Origin of the sequence: Halomonas sp. MCCC 1A13316, assembly GCF_014931605.1 — a bacterium.
Lineage (GTDB): Bacteria > Pseudomonadota > Gammaproteobacteria > Pseudomonadales > Halomonadaceae > Halomonas.
On record NZ_CP053382.1, the window covers coordinates 135092 to 160686 of the forward strand.

The following is a 25595-nucleotide window of genomic DNA, read 5'->3' on the forward strand; positions in this document are numbered from 1 at the left end:
GCCCCGAGGGCGATCAGGCCTTCTCGACCAGCATGCGGCCGGTCATTTCCATATGCATGGCGTGGCAGAACCAGTTGCAGTAGTACCAGTGCACCCCGGGCTTGTCGGCAACGAAGGTGACGCTGGCGGTCTGCTGCGGGCCGATCTCCATCTGGACTCCGTGGTTGACCATGCAGAAGCCGTGGGTCAGGTCTTCCACCTGGTCGAGGTTGGTGACCACCACGGTGACTTCGTCGCCCTGCTTGACCTTGAACTCGGTCAGGCCGAATGTCGGGGCGACGGAGGTCATGTAAACGCGTACCTTGTTACCGTCGCGGATGACCTTGTTATCGCGCTCGACATTGACCCCATCGGCCTCAGCCATGGCGACCGTCTCGGCGAAGAAGGCGTCGTCTCGCTGCCACAGGCGTACCGGATTGACCTGGTCGGCACGCAACAGAATGCAGTCGTGCGGCTCGGCGTAGGTCGGGCCATCATGAACCAGCTTCATCTCCTCGCCGGAGATATCGATCAGCTGGTCGTTCTCGGGGCGCAGCGGGCCCACCGGCAGGAAGCGGTCCTTGGAGAACTTGCACAGCACCACCAGCCACTTGCCGTCGGCGTCGCGCGACTCGGTGAGGCTGGCGTGGTTGTGGCCGGGCTGGTAGTGCACGTCCAGCTTCTGGCGGATGTAGTTCACCTCTTCACCGTTGTAGTGGCGAATGGCGTCCTCGATGTTCCACTTGGCTATCTGGCTGTCGATGAACAGCGTGGTGTAGGCGTTGCCGCGACCGTCGAAGGTGGTATGTAGCGGCCCCAGGCCCAGCTCGGGCTCGCCGACCACGGTGTCGCGCGGCTCGATGGCGTCTTCGAACAGCTCGGGCAGCTTGTCGATCGCGATAATGCTCACGGTCGGTGACAGCTTGCCGTTGGCCATGAAGTACTTGCCGTCCGGCGAGGTGTTCAGGCCGTGCGGGTTCTTGGGTACCGGGATATAGCGGGTCAGCTGGGAGCCCTTGCGGCCGTCGAGCACCGGCACCGGGGAGTCGCCCAGGGTCTCGTACTGGCCGGCGGCGACGGCGGCCTCTATCGCCTCGACGTCGAACACCACCACCCAGTCGCGCTCGGCGCGCATGGTCTCGGAGAGCGTCATGCCCTTTTCCGAGTTGTAGCAGGTGGAGGCGACGAAGCGGCCGGTGTAGTCGGCGTCGGTGTTGTCGAGGTTGCCGTCGACGATCACCTGCCAGGCCACGTCCATGCTCTCCGCGTCCACCGCGTTGAACATGGTCCAGTAGTTCTCCGGGTTCTCCAGGTCGCGGCCGTCATTGATCTGCGGGATCGGCATCTCGGCATTGCAGAACACGTACTTGGTGTGGGGCACCTTCTGCAGGCGCAGGCCGTGGATCGCCTGGACGTTGGGGATGGTGGTGATCTTGTCCGTCTTCATGATGTCGAGACGGATGCGCGCCACGCGGGTGTTGGCCTTGTCGTTGATGAACAGGTACTTGCCGTCATAGCGGCCGTCTGTCATCGAGACGTGAGGATGGTGGCTGTCACCGTTGAGGAAACGCGCAGACTCGCCCAGGATGCGCCTGGACTCGTTGGTGATGCCCCAGCCGGTGGCGCTGTCGACGTTGAACACCGGAATGCGCATCAGCTCGCGCATGGAGGGCACGCCCAGCACGCGCACCTCGCCGGAGTGGCCGCCGCTCCAGAAGCCGTAGTATTCGTCGAGTTCGCCCGGTGCCACGCTTCCTTCGGCGCCCGCGGCAGCCTGGGCCTGGCGGCTGCTCATCAGCGCGCTGGCGCCGAAACCGCTGGCCAGGCCGGCCCCGGCGACACCGGTCACCGCGCTGTTGCGCAGGAAATGCCGGCGACCGAGGTTCTCGATCTGCTTCTTGTCACTCATGGTTCAGTCCTCTTGGTGGGTCGGAATACGCTGCAGCCGGTCGACGGCATTGGCGGGTTCGTGAATCTCGACGTGGTCCTTGGCGCCCGATACGCGCGCCGCTTTCTCGTAGCGCTTGCGGCGCTTGATCATCGGCGGGCAGCGGCGGTCGTCGTGGTAGGTGATCTGGCAGTCGAGGCAGTAGTGGCACTCGTTGGCGTTGATGCGGCCGTCGGGATGGATGGCGGCCACTTCGCATTCGTTGGCGCAGATCTGGCAGGGCGTACCGCAGCTGCCGCGGTGACGCTTGAGCCAGTCGAACAGGCGCAGGCGGGCGGGAATGGCAAGCCCGGCGCCCAGCGGGCAGACGTAGCGGCAGTAGGCCTTGTGGGTGAACGCCGAGACCGCGACCAGGCCCAGGGCGTAGAGCATGAAGCCCCACTCGCGCTGGAAGCGCAGGGTAATGGCGGTCTTGAACGGCTCTACCTCGGCGTAGCGCTCGGCGGTGCCCAGCGAATGCAGCGAGACGGCGAACAGTGCCAGCAGGATGATGTACTTGATCGCCCACAGCCGCTCGTGCAGGCCGAAGGGTAGTTCGTACTGCTTGACGCCGAGCTTGCGCGCGGCCTTGTTGACCAGGTCCTGCAGCGCGCCGAACGGACACAGCCAGCCACAAAACACGCCGCGGCCCCAGAGCAGCAGGCTCACCGCCACGAACGACCATAGGATGAACATCATCGGGTCGATCAGGAACGACCCCCAACTGAAGCCGGTGATCAGAGAATTGGTGAAGGTGAGTACATTGACCACCGAGAGCTGCGCCAGCGAGTACCAACCGATGAACACCAAGGTATAGACCAGAAAGCCAAGGCGCAGCGGACGCATGATGTGCGGGTAGCGCACCAGCACGTCCTGGAACAGCATGATCCCGGTGAGTACCACCAGGCCGGCGCCAAGGATGGCGATCTGGAACGCCTTGTCGCGCCACACCTGGACCCAGATCGCCTCCTCCTTGGGCGGTTCGGGTCGTTCGATATAGGACTCGGGAACGCTGTAGTCGGCACTGAAGCGACTGAATTCGGTGTCCAGCGGGCCCGAGGCGCGGCGCACCAGCAGTTCCAGCTGCCACGGCCGGCCCGGGTCGAAGGCGGCATTCTCGCGGATGATGAAAATATCGCGTTCGGCGAAGTCGGGTGCACCGGCGATGCCGAGGCTGCCCAGGCGGATATGGTCGCTGTCGTGAAAGCTGACGGTGGTATTGCCCTGGCTGAGCTCCAGGCGGTCGAAGATGCCGCCGCGCACGTAGCCCGAACCCTTGAAGGAGTAGTCACCGCGGCCCATCACCGCAATGGCGTGCTCGCCCTCGTCGAGTTCAGTCATCAACTGCTCGTATCCGGTATCGCCCAGCAGGTTGCGGCCAGCGGTAGGCGGGTTGAGGTAGGTATAGAACATCTCGATGAAGGTACGATCCGCCGGCTGCGGCGTATGCAGGTAATTCTCGGCGGGCGTGCCGACGAAGGTCTCGTCCACTTCGCCGTGGGTCAGCTGGAAACGGCGAATGGTGCCGTCACCGGTGAGCGTCTCCCAGTCGGCAGGCGTATAGACGTCCTTGAGCACGCGGGCCGGAGGCGCAGCGGAGGGGTCGGTGATCAGACCCTGCTCGGCGGCAACCTTGCGCGCCGCGCGCAGGATGGTATCGCTGACCACGATGACAGTCACGGTAGCTCCGGAAATGGCATCCAGGTTGTCGCCCACTTTCAAGCGGTCGTTGACGTGGGCGCCCATGTGCGCATCGGCAAACCTTTCCAGCTTCTCTTCAGGGATGCCCACCAGCATGATGGGTTCCTCGTGAGAGAGAATATCCGCCAGGACGATGCGGCCTTCCAGGTCGATACCCACCAGCAGGTTGACCGGCTTGCCCGAATAGGCGGGGATGGGGGCAATATCGACGCTTTCGAAGACGTAACCCAGCGGTTCTCCCGCGTCGTCCTGCACCGTCATGATGGGAAGGCTGCCTTCGGTATCGGTTAGCTGAGCCGCCTGGGGAAAGCCGGGGCTAACCTGCCCTAGCTCGATGGCCATGGCCGGCAGGGGCAAGAGCAGCATCAGCAGACCGATCAGCCAGGTAAGAGCCAGGGGAGACGGGGCGCTGCGCCGGATAGGCATGGGCATTCCTTGTTTCCGCACCTGTACGGCCAATACAGGCTCGATTAACAGGTATTTAAAATATGTCTTTTGTCGTTGGGTCCTATCATGCCAGCTGCTCCTGAAGCGGAAATTGACGTGGGTCATGAGCCAGGTGGAGGGGAGCGGAGCCTAAGGGAGTAATCCCAAGGAGGTAGGGTGGCGAGAAGGAGGGGAAGGGTGATTCGGGGAGGTTGGGGGAAACGAAATACAGGGCGCCATGGCGTATTCACGGCATGGCACCCTGTCAGATTGGCGCACGCATGCGCCAACCGTTGCTGAGCCGCTGGGTTTAGATGACCGGCTCGACCATGAAGTCGACCGCAGCCTTGACTTCCTCGTCACTCAGGCCCATCTGGCCTCCCTTGGGCGGCATGGCATTGAAACCTTCGATGGCGTGGGTATAGAGGGTGTCGATGCCTTTCTCCACGCGAGGTGCCCAGGCGGCTTCATCTCCACGGATCGGGGCACCGGCGGCGCCGGTCATATGGCAGGCCATGCAGGCCTGATTGTAAACGGCCTCGCCGTCGGCTTCCGCCTGAGCGGAAGCGGTAACGGCCAGGGTTGCGGCACCGGCGAGCAGGGCGGCAATCATTTTCGTCATGGTTTTCTCCAGATGCTTTTAGTTCACGGTCTTGCCAGTACTGAGCGCAAGGAATCCGTTTGGCGTCCGGTCTCGATACACGCCAAAACGAATCTTGGCACAATCAGACGGGGCTGGTAGTAATCTGCATCAAACGGGCGAGCTGTGGCTGGCGCCTGCCGAGCATGTCGGCCAGCGTATATTGATCCAGAACGCCCATGAAGGCATCCATGGCCTCATTGAGAATCGGCTTGAGCCGGCAGGCCGGCGTAATGACGCAGTCGTTACTGTCGCGGAAGCATTCCACCAAGCCAAGTTCGTGCTCGGTGTCCCTTACCAGGCCGCCGAGGGTGATCTCTTCCGGTCGTCGATTGAGCAACAGCCCGCCGTTCTTGCCGCGGATGGTGGTGATGTAGCCGCGGTGGCTGAGGTCCTGCACCACCTTCATAAGGTGGTTGCGCGAGACGCCGAAGCTTTCTGCGATTTCATGTATCGTGGAGCGCTTCTCGCCCTTGACGGCGAGGAAGATCAGCACGCGCAGCGCATAGTCGGTGTAGCGGGTCAGGTGCATGGCAAGTCCAGTATTGGCTTGATAAGCATCAATTTAAGTACGCTAAAGCCTTCTTATCATAGCAGTACTACTCACCTCGTGGCGTCCGCCGCCGAGGGGTGTGGCATCGGGTCGCGTCCAGACGAAAGCGGTCACACAGCAGAAGATCGCTGCCGTCGCGGCCAGTACATGGCCAGTCATGCCGCTTAACCATAGTATCGACCAGCTCAGCGCCAGCAGCATCGCTGCCGTACGTTTGGCCCGCCTGGGAACGGCACGCTGATGCTGCCAGGCCTGCAGGATCGGGCCCAGCCGTGGCTGCTGCCAGAGCCAGCGTGCCAGGCGCGGCGAGGCCTTGGGCGCCGCCCAGGCGGCCAATAGCAGAAACGGGGTAGTCGGCAGCAGCGGGAGCACGGCGCCGACGGCACCCAGGCCGATACTGCCATAGGCCAGGGTGAGCCAGGCCAGGCGTGAAGCGTTGTTCCTCGTGGCTCCGTTTCTCATGGCTCCCTCGCGGCGGTTTCCAACGATGGTACTAAGTAGTATTTTATATACATGTTTAACGTTCTTGCCAAGTCCGGTGTCGCTGCAACCGGCTCCAGTTCTCTCCGGCTGCCCGCCTGGCGCTGGCTGTTCCCGCTGGCGGCACTGCATGCCGCCCTGATGGTGCCGCTCTCCCTGCTGGCGCTGTTTCACCGTTGGGAGCTGGTGCAACTGGCATCGCCGGCCGCCCATGCTCGCGAGATGCTGTTCGGTTTTGCCCTGGCGGTAATCGCCGGCTATTTGCTGGGGCCCGTTCCGCGGCGGCAACTCCTCGTGCTGGTGTCGCTGTGGCTGGTAGGGCGGCTTGGGGTGCTGGACTGGCCTGGAGCGGTAGTGGCTTCGTTGGCCGATGGCGTATTCGCTTTGTGGGTGGCCGCACGCCTGGTGCCGCGCTTCATAGCCGCCAAGAAATGGCGCAACCGGTTGCTCTCGCCGCTGCTGGGGTTGATCTGCCTGCTGGCCGTGGTGACCCTGACCTGGCGCTATCTCGACGACATGCCGAGCACAACGCCGCTGATGCATCAGAGCGTGCTGTGGCTGGTGCTGCTGATGATGTTCATGGGCGGGCGCGTCATCGCGCCGGCGGTCAATGGGCACCTGATGAAAGCGTCTCGGCAGGCTGGCGCTGGTGTGCAGCCGCGGATCGAGGCGGCCTTGATCGTGCTGCTGGGAATGGCGGCCTTCCTGGCGCCGTGGGAGGCGCTGCATCCCCTGGCCGCGTTGCTGACGCTGTCGGCAGCGCTGCTGGTGCTGTGGCGTATTCTGCGCTGGGAACCGGCGCGGTGTGCGGCAAGACCCGATCTGCAAGTACTGATGCTGGGCTATGCCTGGATTGCCATCGGGTTGTTGCTGCTGGCGCACCGCTGGTGGGCGCCGGAACACGCCAGCACGGCGCTGCACGCCTTTACCGTGGGGGCGTTGGGTACGCTTGCCAGCGGTATCATGCTGCGTCACGTCATCTCACGAGCGAAACAGCGCCCCGAGAGCGAATGGGCGCTGCTTCCATTGGCCGGACTGTTCGCTACCGCTGCCGTGTTGCGGCTGTGGGCGATCGAGGCTGGCAGCGCCTGGCTGACACTGCTGTGGTGCTCGGCAGCAGCCTGGAGCCTGGGTTGGCTGCTGGTGGCCTGGCGCCTGACCGCGTGGTTGGGCCGGATCCCCGAGCGGTTGCCTGCCGGCAGACTTGGCTCGGCTAACTCACTTGGCCCGGGAAGCGAGACTTGACCCCGGACAATAGAAAGGCGAGCTGTCGAGACGCTATCTCTCGCCGAATGTCATACTGTCGGGCATGAGGCCTGGCTTGCCATGCCGACGTTTCAAGAGGCTGTTCCGATCATGCAAGACGACCTGCTGTTCAATCGCCCGCTAGTAGAGAAGTACGACCGTCCGGGCCCTCGCTATACGTCCTATCCGACGGCGCCACAGTTCCATGCGGCCTTCGCCGAGGACGACTATCGCGCCGCTGCCGAGCGCAGCAACCGCGTCGCCGCGCCCAAGCCGCTGTCGGTCTACGTGCACATCCCGTTCTGCAAGAGCCTGTGCTACTACTGTGCCTGCAATAAGATCATCACTCACAACACCGAACGGGCGGCCGAGTATCTCGAGTGGCTGAAGCAGGAGATCCACGTGCAGGGTGAGCTGTTCGACGAGAGTCGACGCATGACCCAACTGCACCTTGGCGGCGGCACGCCCACCTACCTGAGCAATGCCCAGCTCGGCGAGCTGATGGCGGCCCTCGACGAGGCCTTCCATTTCGCCGAGGCCGCCGAACGCGAGTTCTCGCTGGAGGTCGACCCGCGCACGGTCACGCCGCCCCAGATCCACGAGCTTCACGAGCTCGGCTTCAATCGGCTGAGTTTCGGCGTACAGGATTTCGACCCCGACGTGCAGAAGGCGGTCAACCGCGTGCAGAGCGAGGAGCAGGTGGTCGAACTGGTGGCGGCGGCGCGCGAAGCCGGCTTCCAGTCGGTCAGCGTCGACCTGATCTACGGCCTGCCGTTGCAGACGGTGGCAAGCTTCGATGCGACGCTCGACAAGATCATCGCCCTGCGCCCTGATCGCATCGCCGCCTACAGCTATGCCCACCTGCCGGAGCTGTTCAAGGCCCAGCGGTTGATCCGCCCCGAGGACATGCCACCGCCCGAGCGCAAGCTGGAACTGCTGGAATTGACCATTCGCCGCCTGACCGCGGCCGGCTACGTTTACATCGGCATGGACCACTTCGCCCTGCCTGGCGATGAGCTGAGCCTGGCCAAGGAGAACGGTACCCTGCAGCGCAACTTCCAGGGCTATTCGACCCATGCTGACTGCGACATGATCGGCCTGGGGATCACTTCCATCGGCAAGGTCGGCGACAGCTACAGCCAGAACGTCAAGGAGACCGCTCAGTACCAGGCGCGCCTTGAGAGTGGACGGCTGCCGGTGATGCGCGGTTATCGCCTCAACGACGATGACCGCCTGCGCCGCGATGTGATCAATGCCCTCATGTGCCACGGCCGCATCGACTTCGACGCCATCGAAGCGCGCCACGACATCGCCTTCCGCGACTACTTCGCCGATGCCCTCGACGAACTCGAGGAGATGCAGGCGGACGGCCTGCTGACGATCCGCGACGACACCATCGAAGTGCTACCCGCCGGCCGCTTGATGATGCGCAACATGGCGATGGCCTTCGATGCTTACCTGACGCCGCACGAAGGCCGCTTCTCGCGCACGGTGTGATTTGCCCTGGTTCCAGATGAGGACGGCGCCCTGCGGGGCACCGTTCCGCGCTCTGCCAGTGTTTGTCGCTCAGGCAGGTGCGTGAAGCGCGGCGGCCTTCTCCTGGGGCATGACCGCATGGCTATCCTTGCGGGGCCGATACTTGCGCATGATATAGCGCAGCCGCTTCATGACATCGAGGTTGGCCGCCTCCATCCTGGCCAGGGCCTGCATCGCTTCCTCGGTCTCGCCGGCATGGAACAGGCTCACGGCCTGGATCGCCTGGCGGTGCACCTCCCGGTGGGGCGCTTCGAGCGCCTGAAAATCCTCGTCGCTATGGAAGCGGGCACTACCGGTACCCTCGTAATACCAACGGCCCAGAGCACACTGGGTTTCGTCCGGGAGTTCCGCTGCGGTCTTCGCTGATAGTCCCATCAAAATGCGATACACCTCCAGCTTGACCTCGAGCTCTTCCAGGTTGGCCAGTTCCACCTCACTGAGCATGGCCGAGAAAGCCAACGCCTGGCTGCTCTCCTGAGTCAGGTGCAGCAACTGTTCGGTGCGTTGCATCACTCGATTGGCTTCGGAACTCAAACGCTCGGCTTCACCGGCGTTGTGGTGCATGCTGCCATCGACGCTGCCAGTCTGGCCGAGAATATTGCCGGTGAGGCTGCCGATCTCTTCGGTCGCGGAACCGGTACGAGTCGCTAATTCTCGTACCTCGGTCGCGACCACGGCGAAGCCGCGCCCGGCATCGCCGGCGCGGGCGGCCTCGATGCTGGCGTTGAAGGCCAAAAGCGTCGTCTGTAGCGAAATCTCCTCGATCAGGTGGACGAAATTACCGATGCGATCGGCGTCGCCTCGCAGCGAGGAGACATCCTCGGCGGCTTGGCCGATGCGCTGATTGAGTGCTCGCAGTGCGTCGATTATGGCGTTGAGCGCCTCCTGGCTCTGCAATGATTCGCTGGCGGTATGATCGGTGATGCGCTGGTTGTCCACCAATAGGCCGGAGAGTTCGGAAAAGGATTCACGCAGTGCGACCATGGAGTCGCCAAAGCCCGTGAGGTTGGAGAAAAGGTGTTGGTGGAGCCGTTGCTCGGCTTCCAGGGTATCGATCCTCGCCTGCATCCGGTCGCGTTCGTCGAGCGGTGTGGCGGCGTCGTCTGGCGAGGCGGCGCTCGCTGAGGTTGGGGCGCGTTTCCAGAAGCGCATGGGGACTCCTTTACGCAGGGGTGTCGAGGCGGGAAAAACGCCGCCCGGCAAAGCGGGCGGCGGCACGAACCGATGTCAGACGGCCCGTTCGAACAGCAGATTGTTCTCCAGGTGAATGTGCTCCATCAGGTCTTCACGGAACTCGCGCAGACCGGTATACAGAGCGCGCCAGGTGGTACAGGCCCCCTTGGGCGGGGTGATGTCGTTGGTCAGTCGCATCACCTGCTCGAGGTTCTCGCCATGGTCGTCGTGCTCATGGCGCATCACCGCAATTGGCCCCTGGGCCTGGGCGCCCAGGCCACGGCGCAGCATGGGAAAGAGGATCTGCTCCTCCTTCTGCATATGGCTCTCCATCTCCTGATAGATCACCAGCAGCAGGTCGGCAAGCCCGTTGGGGCAGCTGTCGTGGTCGCCGTGGACTTGCTCGACCCGGCGCGCCATGCGGATCAGCTCAGGTAGCTGCTCGCGGTGCACGTCGTGATAACGGGTGAGGATATGGTCGATCAGCTCGTCGTTGCTGGCCTCGCGCCAGTCGCGCTGCTCGCTGCTGACGGCCGGTAGCGCTTCGAGTTCGGCCACCAGCTTGTCAACGTGCAGGCCGGCCCGCTCGGCGGCCTGGCTCAGGCTGATGCGCCCGCCGCAGCAGAAGTCGATGCTGTGAGTATGAAAAATACGGGTGGCGCCAGGCAGCGAAAGGGCGATGCGTCCAACGGACTGTTCCAGCAGGCTCATACGATATTCCTCTAATGATGATGTCTTCCTGTCTAAGCAATCGCCGTGCCAAGGTTTTTATTTCAATCAGTTAAGTTAGTCAGTGGTGAAAAATACCCTAGTCGGGTAAGGTTAATTACACCTTTGCTGGGTAAATTAAACCATGCTCGATCACTCGCTTCTTGCCGATCTCGCCGCCGACCTGCCCAGCGCTGTGCGCTTGCAGCGCCTGGTACGTACCTTGCGCGAGGGGTTTCACTGCGGCGCGGTGTGCCTGCTGCGGCTGCAGGACGACGTGCTGGCGCCGGTGGCCGTGGACGGCCTGGTACGCGAGGCGCTGGGGCGGCGCTTCGACGTGGCCCGTCATCCCCGCCTGGCCACCATCCTCACCAGCCGCCGCTCGACGCTGTTCCCGCCGGACTCGACACTGCCCGATCCCTACGACGGGCTGGTCGAGCAACAGCCGGATGAACCGCTGCATGTGCACGACTGCATGGGTATCAGCCTGCACGTCGAGGGGGAGCCCTGGGGCGTGCTGACCCTGGATGCTCTGGTGGCCGGTACTTTCGACGAGGCGTCCGGTCTCTTGCTGGAGCGCTATGCCCTGCTGGTCGAGGCCGCGGTGCGCGTTTCTCGCCTGGAGCAGGAAGTGCGTGCGCTGCGGATGGCGCGCCAGGGCGTGCCCACTCTTTCAGCGCCAGGAGAGGGAGGCGAGATTCTCGGGCACAGTGCGGTACTGCAACGCTTGCTGCACGAGCTCGACGTGGTGGGCGAGTCCGACCTGCCGGTGCTGCTCAGCGGTGAGACCGGCGTGGGCAAGGAGCTGTTTGCTCGTCGCCTGCACCAACGCTCGCCGCGCCGTGAGCAGCCGCTGGTTCAGGTCAACTGCGCGGCGCTGCCGGAGACGCTGGCAGAGAGCGAGCTGTTCGGTCACGTCAAGGGAGCCTTCTCGGGAGCCACGGCCGACCGGGCGGGGCGCTTCGAGGCCGCCGACGGCGGCACCCTGTTTCTCGACGAGGTGGGTGAGTTGCCGCTGCCGATCCAGGCCAAGCTGCTGCGTGCGCTGCAGAACGGTGAGATCCAGCGCCTGGGCGAGGACACCCCGCGGCGGGTCGACGTGCGCATCATCGCCGCCACCAACCGGCATCTGGCCGACGGCGTGCGCGACGGCCACTTTCGCGCCGACCTCTATCACCGGCTGTCGGTCTACCCGGTGGCGATTCCGCCGCTGCGCGAGCGCGACAGCGACGTGCTGGTGCTGGCCGGTCACTTCCTCGAGATCAACCGCGCCCGGCTGGGCGTTCGCAGCCTGCGTCTGGCGCCGGCGGCCGAGACGGCTCTGCTCGATTACGCCTGGCCCGGCAATGTCCGCGAGCTCGAGCACGTGATCAGCCGTGCGGCGATCAAGGCGCTGGGCCACGGAGCGCGGCGTGACGACATCGTCACCCTTGTACCGGAGTGGCTCGACCTTCCCGCCGTGAGGTCTGTGGGCGGCGTAGCGCAGCCCGCTGTGCCCGAGACCACTGCCGCGGGGCCGGCATTGAAGGCGCAAGTGGCCGAGGTGCAACGCCACGCCATACGCACGGCCCTGGCGGCTTGCGACGGCAGCTGGGCGGGAGCTGCCAGGCGGCTCGACGTCGACCCAAGCAACCTGCACAAGCTGGCACGCCGGCTGGGAATAAAGTAGCCTTCGGCTTTTCAAGATCGGCAAAATGGTTATATACTGAACTGTCTAGTATTCCATTTTTGAATATATAGTTGTTCCGGACGCTCATATGCAGCTTCAGTTCGAACGGGTCACCAAGTCCTTCGGCGACCTGAAGGTGATCGACACCTTCGACACAACCATTCGCGACGGCGAAATCGTTGCCCTGGTCGGTCCGTCCGGCTGCGGCAAGTCGACGCTGTTGCACATGGTCGCGGGCCTGCAGAGCGCGACCGGGGGCCAGGTGAAAGCCGACGGTCGTTCGGTCGAGCGGCCAGCGCCCGAGCGCACCCTGGTTTTCCAGGAGCATGCGCTCTATCCGTGGATGACGCTCAGGCAAAACGTTGCCCTTGCGCTGGAGTTCCAAGGGCGGCCGGCGGGCGAAGCCCATAAACTGGCCGTTCAGTGGCTGGCGCGGGTCAAGCTCGACGGCTTCGAGGCCTACTACCCGCATCAGGTCTCGGGGGGCATGCGCCAGCGCTGCGCCCTGGCCAGAGCCTTCATCGCCCGGCCCAAGGTGCTGCTGCTCGACGAGCCCTTCGGCGCCCTCGATGCGTTGACCCGCTTGACGCTGCAGAGCGTGCTCAAGGATCTGATCGAGGAGGAGCGCCCAACCGTGGTGCTGGTCACTCACGACGTCGACGAGGCGCTCTATCTCGCCGACCGCGTGCTGGTCTTCAGCCACCGCCCGGCACGAGTGCTCAAGGAAATCACCCTCGGTCACATCCCCAAAACCCATGACCTGTCGGCCTTCGCCGGGATTCGCCGGGAGGTGCTATCGCTGCTCGGCATCGATACGCAGGCTCAGGAAACCGAACGTCAAACCGAGAAAGGAGACGTGCAATGACACGTTGGCTCATCGCTCCCCTGCTGTCTCTGCTGCTGGCCGCTCCGCTGTTCGCCAACGAACCGCTCCGGGTCGGCTATGTGCGCGTGATGGACGACGCCCAGGTGATGCTCGCCCAGGAGGCCGGGCTCTACGAGAAGTACGGACTCGATGCCGAGCTGATCGAATTCAGCTCGGGTACCGACCTGATCAAGGGCATCGTCGGCGGCCAGCTCGACCTCGGCGTGCTTGGCTTCTCCAATGCCTTTACCTGGGCCGGCCGCGGTGCCGACCTGCGCATCGTCGGCGGCGCCCAGCGTGGCTACCATGCGCTGCTGGCCCGCGAGGACGCCGGCATCGACGAGGTGGCCGATCTGGCCGGCAAGAGCCTGGCATCGCAGAAGCAGGGTAGCACCGCGGACATCGTGCTCAAGGGCGTGACCCTGGCCGATGCCGGGCTCAGCCCCGACGACCTCAACATCATGGGCGTGGCGCCTTCGGTGGCGGTCCAGTCGCTGGCCGGCGGGCGCGTGGACGCCGCCTTCCTGTTCGAGCCCTATGCGCGCATCGCCCAGCTTCAGGCGCCGGTCAAGGAGATCTACGAGATCGGTGAGGTATGGCCGTTCCCGTGCATGGTGGTGATCACTTCCGCCGAGACGCTGGAGAACCGTCGCGATGTGCTGTGGGCGGCGATGGATGCTCAGCGCGAGGCAATCGACATGCTCGAGAGCTCACCGGAGGAGGCTGCGCCCTACATCACCCACTACTTCGTCAACGACGAGGTGATCGAAGCGCGTGACGGCAGCACGGTGCCCAGCGAGGAGGTGATCGCTCAGGCCATCGCCACCAACAACTTCAGCGCCGAGCTGACCGAGGACGACATCGGGCGCATGAAGGAGCTGGCCGAGATCATGCAGGCCCAGGGCATTCTCGAGGGTGAGACCTTCGACGTGGATGCACTGCTGGATCTCTCCTGGCAGGAAGAGCGCGAACTGTGAGCATGGGCAATACCGCGACCGGCGTGGCCAGCAAGCGGGCCTACGTACTGGCGATCGTCCTGATCCTGTTCTTCTGGCAGGTGGCCGCCTGGTTCCTGCCGAGCTTCCTGATGCCCGACGTGCCCGTGGCGCTGGTGCGCCTGTGGCGTGAGCTGGGCAGTGCCGAGTTCTATCACGGGCTCAGCAACAGTATGGGACGGCTGGGGGCGGGCTACGGCGCGGCCCTGCTGGCCGGCATCGTACTGGGGCTGGTCGGCGGGACGTTGAATGCGGTGCGCAGCACTCTCAAGGCTGCCATCATCATCCTGCAGTCGATCCCCTCGATCGCCTGGGTACCGCTGTTCCTGATCCTGATGGGCTTCGGTAACCTGCCGATCATCGTGGTGGTGGCGGTGGGCGCCTTTTTCCCCACGGCGCTGAGCGTGATGAATGCCACCGAAAGCGTCGAGCGGGTACATATCGATGCCGCGCGGGTGATGGGCGCGTCACGCATGCAGATGCTCAAGCGCGTCTACTTCCCGGCGGTGACGCCGGAGCTGATCACCGGCGCCCAGCTCGCCTTCGGCAACGCCTGGCGTGCGTTGATTTCGGCCGAAATGATCGTCGGCTTCAGCGCCGGGCTCGGCAAGTCGCTGGCCTACTCGGGCGAGATCGCCGACATGACCGGCGTGATGACCAATATTCTGGTCATCGCCGTGCTCGCGGCGGTGATCGACCAGGTCATCCTCGAGCGCATCAAGTACCGCCTTCTTCGCTATCAGTACCTTTGATCAGTCACTGAGATCACTGTGAAGAGCCTCTTGCCGGCACGTGCCGGAGCGTCGCATCGCAGCGCTCCGGCCGCTTTCCGTCGTCCCGGCATTTCTTGAGACTCTGCCTTCGTGCCACCTTCGTCAACGCTTCGCTGCCATCCTTGCCTATCGCCGTGCCAGCTTCCCGATACTGGCGCTTGGGGATCAGGCAGTTACCGAAATGCAAGCGCTACCGTTTAAAATAAAGTCTAGATGTGGTGCTTGATCCGCCAGGCTTGGCTATATATGGTAGCCAAGGCCCCGGTCGGGGGCACTGGCACGAGCTTGACGCATATCAGTGCAGATGGGCGGCGTCGGGCTTAGGATGGACGGTTTCGCGGCCTGTGGTCGCGCCGAATCCACTGGTTCGCTCCTTCGGAGAGTCGCTATGTTTCCGCTGCCCCTGTCGCGTTTGCCACGTCCGCCCGCCCCGATCCGCCTGATTCGCGCCATCGACCCGCGCGTGCCGCTCACGCTGAAGCGCCAATTGATCGAGCCGCTGCTCAATCGCACCTTCGCCGAACCCTTGGCCGAGGGCGAGTTCGATGCGCTCGAGGGGCGGCGGATCTCGCTGCATGTCGAGGATCTGGGCATGATCCTGACGCTGACCCTCGAAGAGGAGCGCTTCAGGCTCAGCTCGGAGGCGGGCGAGGCCACCATTCGCGGCGGCTGGCGCGAATTCCTGTGCCTGGCGACCCGGCGCGAGGATCCCGACGCGCTGTTTTTCCAGCGCCGGCTGGTGATCGAGGGCGACACCGAGCTCGGGCTGATGGTCAAGAACCTGCTGGATGGCCGCGAGGAAGGGCTGGCCCAGGGCCGGCTCGGAGAATGGCTGGTGCGCTTCGAACGCATGGCACGCCAGGAACGTTGAACGATTTGAACTTTTGACCCTTACTGGAGATCCCCTGCATGAGTACTTCCACCAAGGCCGTCAAGACATCCAACGAGGTGCCTATGCAAGTGCCCTCACGCGATATCTGGGACTCCAAGTATCGCCTCAAGGATCGTCATGGACGCCCCGTCGACAAGGACGTGGCAGCGACCTGGGACCGTGTCGCGCGCGCCCTGGCCGCGGTGGAAGGCGACAAGGCCACCGAGTGGCTGCCCAGGTTCCGCTGGGCGCTGGAGCACGGTGCCATTCCCGCCGGGCGCATCATGTCCAACGCCGGCGCCGAGGACTACAAGCCGGCGGTAAGCCTGATCAACTGCACCGTCTCGCGCACCATCCGCGACTCCATGCACGACATTCTCTCCTCGGTGGTGGATGCCGGCATGACGCTCAAAGCGGGCTGCGGCATTGGCTACGAGTTCTCTACTCTGCGCCACAAGGGCGCCTTCGTGTTCGGTGCCGGCGCCGGAACCAACGGCCCGCTGGCGTTCATGGATATCTACGACAAGATGTGCTTCACGGTGGCCTCGGCGGGCGGTCGCCGCGGTGCGCAGATGGGCACCTTCGACGTCGGCCACCCCGACGTGCGCAGCTTCATCGAGGCCAAGCGCGAAGCCGGCCGGCTACGCCAGTTCAACCTCAGCCTGCTGATCACCGACGAGTTCATGGAAGCGGTGAAGAACGACACCGATTGGCCGCTGGCCTTCCCGCTGCACGCCGGCGAGAAAGAGGACGTCAAGCCCGAGGATTTGATCTATCGCGACTGGCCGGTGATCGAGGAGGGCTACAGCGTCGACGCCGAGGGGCGCGTGGCCTGTCGTATCGTCGAGGTGATCAAGGCGCGCGAGCTGTGGGATACGATCATGCGTTCCACCTACGACTTCGCCGAGCCGGGCTTCATCCTGATCGACCAGGTCAACCGCATGAACAATAACTGGTTCTGCGAGGAGATCCGCGCTACCAACCCTTGCGGCGAGCAGCCTCTGCCCCCGGAAGGCGCCTGCCTGCTCGGCTCGGTCAACCTGACCCGCTTCGTCATCGACCCCTTCGGCAAGAAGCCGCGATTCGACTGGGAGCGCTACCGCCAGGTGGTGGCGATCTTCACTCGTATGCTCGACAACGTGGTCGAGATCAGCGGTCTACCGCTCGAGGGCCAGCGCCGCGAGATCGAGGCCAAGCGCCGCCACGGCATGGGCTTCCTCGGCCTCGGTTCGACCCTGACCATGCTCAAGATTCCCTACGGCTCGCCCGAGTCGCTCGCCTTCACCGAGGAGGTGAGCCGGAATCTGGCCATCGAGGGCTGGAAGCAGGCGCTCGAGCTCTCCCGCGAGAAGGGCATGGCGCCGGTTCTGGCCGAGGACTTCGAGATCACGCCGAAGATGATGCGCGAGCGCCCGGAGCTGGCGAAGGACGGCTACGAGATCGGCGACAAGGTGCCGGGGCGGATCCTGCACGCACGCTACAGTCGCTACATGCAGAAGGTCGCCGAGGTGGAGCCGGAACTGGTCGCGGCGCTGGCCGAGCACGGTGCGCGTTTCACCCACCACAGCTCCATCGCGCCGACCGGCACCATCTCGCTGTCGCTGGGCAACAACGCCTCCAACGGCATCGAGCCGTCGTTCTCGCACCGCTACTTCCGTAACGTGATCCAGTCGGGCAAGAAGACCAAGGAGCAGGTGGAAGTGGTCTCCTTCGAGCTCGCCGCCTACCGCCATTTCATTGCCGGCGATGCGGTGGAGAGCGACCTGCCCGACTACTTCATCACCGCGGACGCGGTGACCCCGACGCAGCACGTGGCAGTGCAGGCGGCAGCCCAGGCCTGGGTCGACTCGGCGATCTCCAAGACGGTCAACGTGCCCACCGAGTTTCCCTTCGAGCAGTTCAAGGATCTCTACCTTGATGCCTACGAGAGCAAGCTCAAGGGCTGCACCACCTTCCGCTTCAACCCGGAGGCGTTCCAGGGCGTACTGGTGCGCGAGGACGATCTCAAGAACACCACCTACGTGTTCGAACTCGAGAACGGCGAGACGCTGGAGCTTACCGGCGACGAAAAGGTGGTCTACGACGGCGAGGAGCACAACGCGGCCAATCTCTATGACGCACTGAAAGAGGGTACCTATGGAAAGTGGTAACCGCTCGATTCGTTTCTGCGTCGTGAAGACAAGTATTGAAGGAGCCTACTGATGGCCGTCGAAATCAAGTCCAAGATCGTTTCCTACAGCGTCAAGAAGGCGGTGCAAGAGGTGCCGCTGGCCGACGAGAACCCGCTCACGGTGCGCATTCCCTCGCGCCCGGAAGGAACACTGGAGGCCGTTTCCGAGAAAATCTCCTACGTCGGCGCCGAGGGCCGCAAGAAGGTCTACCTCTTGGTGTCGTTCATGCCGGTTGAAGGCGTACTCGACGGCAAGCGCGTGGTGATCGAGCGCCCGGTGGAGTTCTTCTTCCCCTCCGGCCAGCTCTCCAGCGAGCACCAGTGGATCACAGCTACCATGCGTAGCCTGTCGCTGGCCGCCCGCGGCGGCTACGTCACCCAGGCGGTGGCCGACCTGCGCAAGGTGGCCTGGGACAAGGGCCTGGTACGCTGCGGCATGAACCGCTGGGGCAAGCCGATGTTCCACGACTCAGAAGTTGCCGCCATCGCCTGGTCGATCCAGCAGATCCTCTACCGGCGCGGCTTCCTCGATCAGGATGGCAACCAGGTGCCGGCGGAGGAGCTGGTCAGCCGCTACGCCCATCGCCTGGCGCACGGTCATCCCTGGCAGCCGCCCACCCCCGAGGAGGAGGCCCGCGCCGAGCAGCAGGTTCAGGCCAAGGCGTCGGAGACGGGGAAGGGGGACGGTCCCACGGTGGTGGGGCACTGCCCCGAGTGTCGCGGCGAGCTGATCATGATGGATGGCTGCCCCACTTGTTATGCCGGTTGCGGCTGGTCCAAGTGCGGCTAGGCTTGGACGAAAACTGGCTGCGCTCGGCCATATCCCTCACGAAGCCGGACTTGGTCCGGCTTTGTCGTGTCTGGGTGTCAGGCGGCGACGATTCTTGGGCCGCCGCTCTCCGGCTTCAGTGCCATGTCGCCGTCGGTGATCACTACGTCGAAGTCGTTGAGCTTGGCGAAGTAGGCGGGGCGGACCTGGCCGACCTTGCTCTTGTCGGCCACCAGCAGGCGCTGCTCGGCACAGGCGATGGCGGCCTGCTTGGGTGCCACCTCGTGGAAGTGGAAGCAGCTCACGCCGCGCTCGGCGTGAACGCCGGCCGCCGAGATGAAGGCGCGATTGATGCCCAGGCGTTTGATCGCTGTACTCATGTCGTCGCTGCCGAAGGATTGCGAAGTGGCATGATAGAGGCCGCCCAGCAGCACCAGGCGCAGATCCGGTATCAGGCTGGCTGCATTGGCTACGTTGAGCGCATAGGTCACCACGGTGAGCCGCTCGCGGGCAGCAAGCATGCCCATCAGCGGTAGCAGGGTGGTGCCGCAGTCGATGAACAGGGTATCGCCATCTTCGATGAAGCCGGTAGCCCGCTCGCACAGGCGGCGCTTGGCCAGGGCATGTCTGTCTTTTTGACTGTCGAGATCGTAGGCCGGCACATAGTGCGGATTGCTCGCCAGTATCAGGCGTCCGCCGAGCAGGGTCATGGCTCCGTCGCTAGCGGCCACGTCGCGGCGAATGGTCATCTCCGAGACACCGCACAGGCGAGCGGCTTCACGAAGATGGAGGGTACCGCCGACGGCGAGCGCCTGCTGAAGACGGGCCAAACGCATGGCGCTGCGGTCGTTCATTCGCTGCTCCCACCTTGTTTGCTTCGAAGAGCCTGGCTTCGAAGTACGCTAAGATCGCTTCGGCCGGCCTATGCTGAGCCAGGCGATGAGGTTTTTCCACCCCACCTCAAGCAGGGGAATACGCCTGCCGAAAAAAACATCACCCGGCTCTGTGCGATGGAGAAGTTCGAGACGCACAGAGAGTCTGCCGCGCACTGCTTGCTTTTTGGCTAAACGGGGCAATGTATTAGGCCACTCAACCTGATGGAGGCCTAGGCACTAGCTGTTTCATCACTTTTTGCTAGTAGATTTTCAGCTTTGTATTGGCGACAAAATCAGACAGCACGCGAACACCTCCACTGTAACCTGAATGTCCTTGCCGCATTAACTTGAATTGGAGCAGGGAATGTTATGGCATGCCTTTGATATCGGTAGTGATACCCGTCTATAACGAAGCGCAAAACCTGAAAACGTCACTCCCGTCCCTGTTCCGCCAAGTGTTCAAGGATATCGAAGTGATCGCGGTCGACGAAGGGTCAACGGATGGCTCCTTGGAGCTCCTGCTCCGTCACGAACGTGCGGGGCGGTTGCAGTTGTTGCACTCCCGTTATGACGCAGGTCCTCTCGTGGCGTGTAATGATGGAGCGCGGATCGCCATAGGTGATTGGCTAATGTTTTTTAACGCACGGGATCTGCTGCTCTTCGATCACTTGTCACGCATGGCCGAGGCAATGGCCCGACATCCCGATATAGAACTGTTTATCAATGCCTATCAGTGTATGAGCGGACAGCGAGGCTTGATCAAGGTGTCCCCGCTCCCGCAAGGCGTACTGGGTCGGCTGGATGCGCTAGCGGCCTATGCTCATGAAGATTTCATTCATCCCTATGCTGCTTGTCTGCGACGCCAGCGCTTCCTGGCATTAGGTGGGTTTCCCGAGCAGTACTCTCACGGAGGCGAAGACTATTTCTGGCTCAAGGCGCTCTGTGAACTCGATGCGATCCACTACGACGATACCGTGACCAGCCTTTGGCAAGAGGCCGAGGGTGGGCTGCGCTGGGGTAACATCTTGCCGCCTCATCCGGCCCGGGATCTTCCCGGCACGTATCGAAAGCGACTCACTCGACGCGAGTGGCGTTGGCTACTAGCGGCTGTGAATCGCAAATTGCTTGACTGGGGAATGGAGAATAAGAGGTGGGGGTACCCTGTACGCCCCACGCTTGGGGCACTTCGCCTATCAGGTATGACTTCGGAACACTGGCCGCTACTGTTGCGGTTAATCTTGCCACACGCCTGGTCCCGGCGGTTGCTGGACCACTCGAAGTAAACCTATGACTGGAGAAGCCCAGTCATTTGACAAGTTTCCTCTATGATCACGTCGACGAAGCCGCCACGCATTTTGCTTGGCGGCTTCGTTGCGTCTGGGCGGCTGAATGTTGGAATTGTCACAATAAATGTTATATATTTAACATTTTCGCGCGACCTCAGTGCATTTCCTACTATAACCAGGTGCGCCCCCTGTCGCGGCCACCCAGCACGAACGGAAGGACCCTCCATGACCGCCATCATGAGCCTGGTCGGCATGGCGACGTTGATCGCCATCGCTCTCGTCTTCTCCACCAATCGGCGCGACATTCGCCTGCGAACCGTGGGTGGCGCCTTCGCCATCCAGGCCGGTATCGGCGCCTTCGTGCTCTACGTGCCGTTCGGCCAGGCGGTGCTGCAGACCATCTCCGCCGGCGTCAGCCAAGTAGTGCTTTACGCCAACGACGGCATCAACTTCCTCTTCGGTGGCCTGGCCGACGTCGAGAACATCGGCTTCGTCTTCGCCATCAAGGTATTGCCGGTCATCATCTTCTTCTCCTCGCTGATCGCCGTGCTCTACTACATCGGCATCATGCAGTGGATAATCCGCATTCTCGGCGGGGCACTGCAGAAAGCGCTGGGCACCTCGCGCACCGAATCGCTCTCGGCCACCGCCAACATCTTCGTCGGTCAGACCGAGGCTCCCCTGGTGGTACGCCCCTTCATCGCCCGCATGACCCCCTCGCAGCTGTTCGCGGTGATGTGCGGCGGGCTGGCCTCGGTGGCCGGCTCGGTGTTGGCCGGCTACGCGGCGCTGGGCATTCCCATGGAGTATCTCGTCGCGGCCTCGTTCATGGCCGCCCCCGGCGGGTTGCTGTTCGCCAAGCTGATCATGCCCGAGACCCAGGAGCCGGTAGACGACGCCGAGGAGGCTAATCAGGTCATCGAGGAAGAGGACAAGCCGGTCAACATCCTCGACGCAGCGGCCACCGGCGCTACCTCGGGGCTGCGCCTGGCGGCCAACGTCGGTGCCATGCTGCTCGCCTTCATCGGCCTGATCGCGCTGATCAACGGCATGCTCGGCGGCGTGGGCGGCTGGATCGGCGTCGAGGAACTGAGCCTGGAGCTGATCCTGGGCTGGCTGTTCGCGCCGCTCGCCTTCGTCCTCGGCGTACCCTGGGAGGAGGCGACACTGGCCGGCTCCTTCATCGGCCAGAAGCTGGTGGTCAACGAGTTCGTCGCCTTCATCAATCTGTCGCCCTATATCGAAGGCACGTCGATGGTGGTCAATACCGGCCAGGCCATGAGCGGGCATACCGTCGCCATCCTCTCCTTCGCCCTGTGCGGCTTCGCCAACCTCTCGTCGATCGCCATCCTGCTCGGCGGCCTGGGCAGCATCGCCCCGAGCCGGCGCCACGACATTGCCCGCTTCGGCGTCAAGGCGGTGCTGGCCGGCACGCTCTCCAATCTGATGTCGGCGGCCATCGCCGGGTTCTTCCTCTCCTTGGGGGGCGTGATCTGATGGCTGCCATGGAATCGTTCTTGCTTCGACAGGTAATGCCATGACCGAACTGCAGCGGGCCGCGCGCCAGGCCCTGACGCTGATGGACCTCACCAGCCTCAACGACGACGACAGCGATGCCGGCATTCGCGAACTGTGTGCTCGTGCCAATACGCCGGTGGGGCATCCGGCGGCGGTGTGCATCTACCCGGCCTTCATCGATACCGCTCGTGAGGCGCTGGCCGAGCAGGGCCTGGACGGCCAGGTGAAAGTGGCCACGGTGACCAACTTCCCCCATGGCGAGGCCAATATCGAACGCGCCGCCGCCGAGACCCGCGCGGCCATTGCCGCGGGCGCCGACGAGGTCGACGTGGTCTTCCCCTACCGTGCGCTGATGGCGGGCGATGCCGATGTCGGCCGTAAGTTGGTCGAGGCGTGCAAGCGCGAGTGCGGTAACGCCGTGCTCAAGGTCATTCTGGAAACCGGCGAGCTCAAGCAGGCGGGGCTGATCGACCGAGCCGGCATGCTCGCCATCGACGGCGGCGCCGACTTCCTCAAGACCTCCACCGGCAAGGTGCAGGTCAATGCGACCCTGGACGCGGCCAAGATCTTGCTCACCGCGATCAAGGCGAGCGGGCGCGACGTGGGGTTCAAGGCCGCCGGCGGCGTACGCACCGCTGAGGATGCCGCCGCCTATCTGCAGCTCGCCGAGCAGGTGATGGGGGCTGAGTGGATCACTCCGGCGCACTTCCGCTTTGGCGCCTCGGGCCTGCTCGGCAGCCTGCTCGAAACCCTCGGCGTTGCTGAGGGCGAGGGGCCCGTGGAGGGCTACTGATGCCGGCCCGAGCACTGCCCCAGGAACTGATCCGCGCCAAGCGCGACGGCGAGGCGCTCTCGCCCGAGGCGATCCGTGAACTGGTGGGCGGTATTGCCGATGAGAGCCTCTCCGATGCGCAGGTCGGGGCGCTGGCCATGGCGATGTACCTCAACGGCATGAACGCCGCCGAGACGGTGGCGTTGACCGAGGCCGTGCGTGACTCCGGCGAAGTGCTGGCATGGCGCGGCCTCGGCCCGGAACTGGACCTGCCCGGGCCGGTGCTCGACAAGCACTCCACCGGCGGAGTGGGCGATCTCGTCTCGCTGGTGCTGGGGCCGTGGGTCGCCGCCTGCGGCGGCTGCGTACCGATGGTCTCCGGCCGCGGCCTGGGCCACACCGGCGGCACCCTGGACAAGCTCGAGGCGATTCCCGGCTACGACATCGCGCCCTCGCGGGAGCGCTTTCGCCGACTTGTGCGCGAGGTCGGCGTAGCCATCGTCGGCCAGACCGCCGAGCTGGCGCCGGCCGACCGGCGGCTCTATGCCATCCGCGACGTTACCGCCACGGTGGAGTCGCTGCCGCTGATCGTCAGCTCGATACTGGGCAAGAAGCTCGCCTGCGGCCTCGACGCCCTGGTGATGGACGTCAAGACCGGCAGCGGCGCCTTCATGCCCACCCTGGAGAAGTCACGGGAACTGGCGGAGACGATCGCCGAGGTGGCCAGTCGGGCCGGCACGCCGACCACTGCGCTGCTCACCGACATGAGCCAGCCGCTGGCACCCTGCGCCGGCAATGCCGTCGAGGTGCGCGAGGCCATCGCGCTGTTGACTTGTAAACAGACGGGCGAAAAGCGGGGCGGACGCCTACTCGAGGTGACCCGCGAGCTTGCCGCCGAACTGCTGCTGGCCGGCAGGCTCGCGTCAAGCCGCGAGGCGGTCTTGGCGATGCTCGACGAACGGCTCGCCTCGGGCGCCGCCGCTGAACGCTTCGCGCGCATGGTGGCGGGCCTGGGCGGCCCCAACGATATACTCGAACGCTACGACCGCTACCTGCCCCAGGCGCCCATCGTTCGCCCCGTGCATGCCGAGCGTAGCGGCCGCATCGCGCGAATGGATACCCGCGCCGTGGGCCTCGCCGTGGTAGCGCTGGGCGGTGGACGCCGTGCGCCGCAGGACGCCATCGACCCCGCGGTCGGGCTGACCGGCATCGCTGCCATCGGCGAGGCGGTCGATGGCGAGCGCCCGCTGGCCTGGGTGCATGCGCGAAGCGAAGCCGATGCCGAGCGCGCCGCTGCACAACTGCGCGCGGCCATCGAAGTGAACGACGTCGCGACCGCTGATGTCACACCGCCTACACTCATCCAAGACGTAATTCGTCGGGAGGCGCCATGACCCGTGCCATCGTGCTGGTACTCGACTCCTTCGGCATCGGCGGAGCGCCGGATGCGGTGGACTTCGGCGACGCCGGGGCCGACACCCTGGGCCATATCGCCGCCGCCTGCGCCCGCGGGCAGTGCGATGGCGCTGAACGCCAGGGCTCGCTGGTGCTGCCCAACCTGGCGCGGCTGGGGCTGTTCCATGCCCACCGTGAGAGTAGCGGTGCCTGGGCCGAAGGCGTAACGCCGCCCAGCGAGGTGACCGGCGCCTATGGCCACGCCCGGGAAATTTCCTCGGGCAAGGACACCCCTTCCGGCCACTGGGAGATCTCCGGCGTGCCGGTGCGTTTCGACTGGGGCTACTTCTTCGATCTCGAGGACAGCTTCCCGCCCGAGCTGCTTCAGGCGCTCGAGCGTGAGGCTGGGCTGCCCGGCGTGCTGGGCAACTGCCACGCCTCGGGCACCGAGATCATCGCCCGGCTCGGTGAGGAGCACGTGGCCAGCGGCAAACCCATCGTCTATACCTCGGGCGACTCGGTGTTCCAGATCGCCGCCCACGAGGAGGCCTTCGGCCTGGAGCGGCTCTACGCCCTGTGCGAAACCGCCCGGCACCTGCTCGAGCCGTACAATATCGGCCGGGTGATCGCACGGCCCTTCGTCGGTCGCAATGCCGACGACTTCGCCCGAACCGCCAACCGGCGCGACTACAGCGTCGAACCGCCCGCGCCCACGGTGCTGCAGAATCTCGAGAGCGACGGCGGCGAAGTGATCGCCATCGGCAAGATCGCCGACATCTATGCCCACTGCGGGGTGACGCGCACGGTCAAGGCCAGCGGCCACAATGCGCTGATGGACGCCACCCTGGCCGCGTTGGGCGAGGCCGGCGAGCGCTCGCTGGTGATGACCAATTTCGTCGACTTCGACACCCTCTACGGCCACCGCCGCGACGTGGCCGGCTACGCCGCAGCACTCGAAGCCTTCGATGCGCGCCTGCCGGAGCTGCTGGCCAAACTGCGCGACGACGACCTGCTGATCCTCACCGCCGACCACGGCTGCGACCCCACCTGGCACGGCAGCGACCACACCCGCGAGCGGGTGCCGGTACTGGCAGTGGGCGCAGGGCTCGCGTCCGGCTCGCTCGGCGACCGCGACACCTTCGCCGATATCGGCCAGAGCCTGGCGGCCCATCTGGGCCTTGCGCCCATGGCCGACGGCACGAGCTTCCTTGCTTCTCCACTTCAACCCGGCCCTCTCCACCCCGACCCTCTCGCTGCATAGGAGCCTCG

Annotated in this window: 22 protein-coding genes; 14 read left to right on the forward strand and 8 right to left on the reverse strand. The window is 64.3% G+C overall.

The features are described 5' to 3' along the window. Window positions 1-13: 13 nt before the first annotated feature. The 5 genes from nosZ to HNO52_RS00665 all read right to left on the reverse strand — a co-directional run bounded on the left by nosZ (window position 14) and on the right by HNO52_RS00665 (window position 5688). Window positions 14-1888, reverse strand: coding sequence for a TAT-dependent nitrous-oxide reductase (gene nosZ, locus HNO52_RS00645; RefSeq protein ID WP_197567169.1), 1875 nt, complete (start codon window positions 1886-1888; stop codon window positions 14-16). Window positions 1889-1891: 3 nt separating this feature from the next. Beyond that, window positions 1892-4039: a transcriptional regulator NosR gene (gene nosR, locus HNO52_RS00650; protein ID WP_232090459.1), complete on the reverse strand. Its 2148-nt coding sequence runs from the start codon at window positions 4037-4039 to the stop codon at window positions 1892-1894. 304 nt (window positions 4040-4343) lie between these two features. Continuing rightward, entirely contained in the window at window positions 4344-4655 is a 312-nt protein-coding gene (locus tag HNO52_RS00655) for a c-type cytochrome (protein WP_197567170.1), read from the reverse strand. 103 nt (window positions 4656-4758) lie between these two features. Next, on the reverse strand, window positions 4759-5205 hold the full coding sequence (locus HNO52_RS00660) for an Rrf2 family transcriptional regulator (protein WP_197567171.1): 447 nt from the start codon (window positions 5203-5205) through the stop codon (window positions 4759-4761). Between the two features lie 42 nt (window positions 5206-5247). Beyond that, window positions 5248-5688, reverse strand: coding sequence for a YbaN family protein (locus HNO52_RS00665; RefSeq protein WP_197567172.1), 441 nt, complete (start codon window positions 5686-5688; stop codon window positions 5248-5250). A 51-nt stretch (window positions 5689-5739) separates the two neighbouring features. Here HNO52_RS00665 and HNO52_RS00670 point away from each other — a divergent pair, with 51 nt between their 5' ends. Together HNO52_RS00670 and hemN are read left to right on the forward strand one after the other, a co-directional pair. After that, on the forward strand, window positions 5740-6951 hold the full coding sequence (locus HNO52_RS00670; protein ID WP_197567173.1) for an NnrS family protein: 1212 nt from the start codon (window positions 5740-5742) through the stop codon (window positions 6949-6951). Between the two features lie 111 nt (window positions 6952-7062). Next, window positions 7063-8448, forward strand: coding sequence for an oxygen-independent coproporphyrinogen III oxidase (gene hemN / locus HNO52_RS00675; protein WP_197567174.1), 1386 nt, complete (start codon window positions 7063-7065; stop codon window positions 8446-8448). A 69-nt stretch (window positions 8449-8517) separates the two neighbouring features. Here the strand turns inward: hemN and HNO52_RS21200 are convergent, their stop codons facing one another. Beyond that, window positions 8518-9639 (reverse strand): methyl-accepting chemotaxis protein, encoded by a 1122-nt coding sequence (locus tag HNO52_RS21200; RefSeq protein WP_197567175.1) that lies wholly within the window; start codon window positions 9637-9639, stop codon window positions 8518-8520. Window positions 9640-9714: 75 nt separating this feature from the next. Continuing rightward, entirely contained in the window at window positions 9715-10371 is a 657-nt protein-coding gene (gene ytfE, locus HNO52_RS00685; protein WP_197567176.1) for an iron-sulfur cluster repair protein YtfE, read from the reverse strand. 142 nt (window positions 10372-10513) lie between these two features. On the opposite strand from ytfE, the gene norR reads away from it, so the two are divergent. The 7 genes from norR (at window position 10514) to HNO52_RS00720 (ending at window position 18501) form a co-directional block, all read left to right on the forward strand. Beyond that, entirely contained in the window at window positions 10514-12037 is a 1524-nt protein-coding gene (gene norR, locus HNO52_RS00690; RefSeq protein ID WP_197567177.1) for a nitric oxide reductase transcriptional regulator NorR, read from the forward strand. A gap of 88 nt (window positions 12038-12125) precedes the next feature. Then, window positions 12126-12902: an ABC transporter ATP-binding protein gene (locus tag HNO52_RS00695; RefSeq protein WP_197567178.1), complete on the forward strand. Its 777-nt coding sequence runs from the start codon at window positions 12126-12128 to the stop codon at window positions 12900-12902. Further along, window positions 12899-13879, forward strand: a complete 981-nt coding sequence (locus HNO52_RS00700; RefSeq protein WP_197567179.1) for an ABC transporter substrate-binding protein — start codon at window positions 12899-12901, stop codon at window positions 13877-13879. Before HNO52_RS00695 ends, HNO52_RS00700 begins: the two co-directional genes overlap by 4 nt. Before the next feature lie 2 nt (window positions 13880-13881). Beyond that, window positions 13882-14649, forward strand: coding sequence for an ABC transporter permease (locus tag HNO52_RS00705; protein ID WP_197567180.1), 768 nt, complete (start codon window positions 13882-13884; stop codon window positions 14647-14649). A 409-nt stretch (window positions 14650-15058) separates the two neighbouring features. Next, window positions 15059-15541 (forward strand): ubiquinone anaerobic biosynthesis accessory factor UbiT, encoded by a 483-nt coding sequence (gene ubiT, locus HNO52_RS00710; protein WP_197567181.1) that lies wholly within the window; start codon window positions 15059-15061, stop codon window positions 15539-15541. Window positions 15542-15579: 38 nt separating this feature from the next. Next, complete coding sequence (locus HNO52_RS00715; RefSeq protein ID WP_197567182.1) at window positions 15580-17691, forward strand: adenosylcobalamin-dependent ribonucleoside-diphosphate reductase; 2112 nt, start codon at window positions 15580-15582, stop codon at window positions 17689-17691. A 51-nt stretch (window positions 17692-17742) separates the two neighbouring features. Then, window positions 17743-18501 (forward strand): ribonucleoside-diphosphate reductase, encoded by a 759-nt coding sequence (locus HNO52_RS00720; RefSeq protein WP_197567183.1) that lies wholly within the window; start codon window positions 17743-17745, stop codon window positions 18499-18501. A 77-nt stretch (window positions 18502-18578) separates the two neighbouring features. Here the strand turns inward: HNO52_RS00720 and HNO52_RS00725 are convergent, their stop codons facing one another. Continuing rightward, window positions 18579-19334, reverse strand: coding sequence for a DeoR/GlpR family DNA-binding transcription regulator (locus tag HNO52_RS00725; protein WP_197567184.1), 756 nt, complete (start codon window positions 19332-19334; stop codon window positions 18579-18581). A gap of 395 nt (window positions 19335-19729) precedes the next feature. Between HNO52_RS00725 and HNO52_RS00730 the strand changes: the two genes are divergently transcribed. The 5 genes from HNO52_RS00730 (at window position 19730) to HNO52_RS00750 (ending at window position 25587) form a co-directional block, all read left to right on the forward strand. Then, window positions 19730-20638, forward strand: a complete 909-nt coding sequence (locus HNO52_RS00730; RefSeq protein ID WP_197567185.1) for a glycosyltransferase family 2 protein — start codon at window positions 19730-19732, stop codon at window positions 20636-20638. A gap of 228 nt (window positions 20639-20866) precedes the next feature. Then, window positions 20867-22138: a NupC/NupG family nucleoside CNT transporter gene (locus HNO52_RS00735; RefSeq protein WP_197567186.1), complete on the forward strand. Its 1272-nt coding sequence runs from the start codon at window positions 20867-20869 to the stop codon at window positions 22136-22138. 40 nt (window positions 22139-22178) lie between these two features. After that, entirely contained in the window at window positions 22179-22952 is a 774-nt protein-coding gene (gene deoC / locus HNO52_RS00740; protein WP_197567187.1) for a deoxyribose-phosphate aldolase, read from the forward strand. Next, window positions 22952-24325, forward strand: a complete 1374-nt coding sequence (gene deoA, locus HNO52_RS00745; RefSeq protein WP_197567188.1) for a thymidine phosphorylase — start codon at window positions 22952-22954, stop codon at window positions 24323-24325. Before deoC ends, deoA begins: the two co-directional genes overlap by 1 nt. Then, window positions 24322-25587 (forward strand): phosphopentomutase, encoded by a 1266-nt coding sequence (locus tag HNO52_RS00750; RefSeq protein ID WP_197567189.1) that lies wholly within the window; start codon window positions 24322-24324, stop codon window positions 25585-25587. Before deoA ends, HNO52_RS00750 begins: the two co-directional genes overlap by 4 nt. Window positions 25588-25595: the final 8 nt, after the last annotated feature.

Bases quoted from the DNA above. Each gene is read 5' to 3' on its own strand.
- nosZ (WP_197567169.1), bottom strand. From the start codon at position 1,888: ATGAGTGACAAGAAGCAGATCGAGAACCTCGGTCGCCGGCATTTCCTG.
- nosR (WP_232090459.1), bottom strand. From the start codon at position 4,039: ATGCCCATGCCTATCCGGCGCAGCGCCCCGTCTCCCCTGGCTCTTACC.
- HNO52_RS00655 (WP_197567170.1), bottom strand. From the start codon at position 4,655: ATGACGAAAATGATTGCCGCCCTGCTCGCCGGTGCCGCAACCCTGGCC.
- HNO52_RS00660 (WP_197567171.1), bottom strand. From the start codon at position 5,205: ATGCACCTGACCCGCTACACCGACTATGCGCTGCGCGTGCTGATCTTC.
- HNO52_RS00665 (WP_197567172.1), bottom strand. From the start codon at position 5,688: ATGAGAAACGGAGCCACGAGGAACAACGCTTCACGCCTGGCCTGGCTC.
- HNO52_RS00670 (WP_197567173.1), top strand. From the start codon at position 5,740: ATGTTTAACGTTCTTGCCAAGTCCGGTGTCGCTGCAACCGGCTCCAGT.
- hemN (WP_197567174.1), top strand. From the start codon at position 7,063: ATGCAAGACGACCTGCTGTTCAATCGCCCGCTAGTAGAGAAGTACGAC.
- HNO52_RS21200 (WP_197567175.1), bottom strand. From the start codon at position 9,639: ATGCGCTTCTGGAAACGCGCCCCAACCTCAGCGAGCGCCGCCTCGCCA.
- ytfE (WP_197567176.1), bottom strand. From the start codon at position 10,371: ATGAGCCTGCTGGAACAGTCCGTTGGACGCATCGCCCTTTCGCTGCCT.
- norR (WP_197567177.1), top strand. From the start codon at position 10,514: ATGCTCGATCACTCGCTTCTTGCCGATCTCGCCGCCGACCTGCCCAGC.
- HNO52_RS00695 (WP_197567178.1), top strand. From the start codon at position 12,126: ATGCAGCTTCAGTTCGAACGGGTCACCAAGTCCTTCGGCGACCTGAAG.
- HNO52_RS00700 (WP_197567179.1), top strand. From the start codon at position 12,899: ATGACACGTTGGCTCATCGCTCCCCTGCTGTCTCTGCTGCTGGCCGCT.
- HNO52_RS00705 (WP_197567180.1), top strand. From the start codon at position 13,882: ATGGGCAATACCGCGACCGGCGTGGCCAGCAAGCGGGCCTACGTACTG.
- ubiT (WP_197567181.1), top strand. From the start codon at position 15,059: ATGTTTCCGCTGCCCCTGTCGCGTTTGCCACGTCCGCCCGCCCCGATC.
- HNO52_RS00715 (WP_197567182.1), top strand. From the start codon at position 15,580: ATGAGTACTTCCACCAAGGCCGTCAAGACATCCAACGAGGTGCCTATG.
- HNO52_RS00720 (WP_197567183.1), top strand. From the start codon at position 17,743: ATGGCCGTCGAAATCAAGTCCAAGATCGTTTCCTACAGCGTCAAGAAG.
- HNO52_RS00725 (WP_197567184.1), bottom strand. From the start codon at position 19,334: ATGAACGACCGCAGCGCCATGCGTTTGGCCCGTCTTCAGCAGGCGCTC.
- HNO52_RS00730 (WP_197567185.1), top strand. From the start codon at position 19,730: ATGCCTTTGATATCGGTAGTGATACCCGTCTATAACGAAGCGCAAAAC.
- HNO52_RS00735 (WP_197567186.1), top strand. From the start codon at position 20,867: ATGACCGCCATCATGAGCCTGGTCGGCATGGCGACGTTGATCGCCATC.
- deoC (WP_197567187.1), top strand. From the start codon at position 22,179: ATGACCGAACTGCAGCGGGCCGCGCGCCAGGCCCTGACGCTGATGGAC.
- deoA (WP_197567188.1), top strand. From the start codon at position 22,952: ATGCCGGCCCGAGCACTGCCCCAGGAACTGATCCGCGCCAAGCGCGAC.
- HNO52_RS00750 (WP_197567189.1), top strand. From the start codon at position 24,322: ATGACCCGTGCCATCGTGCTGGTACTCGACTCCTTCGGCATCGGCGGA.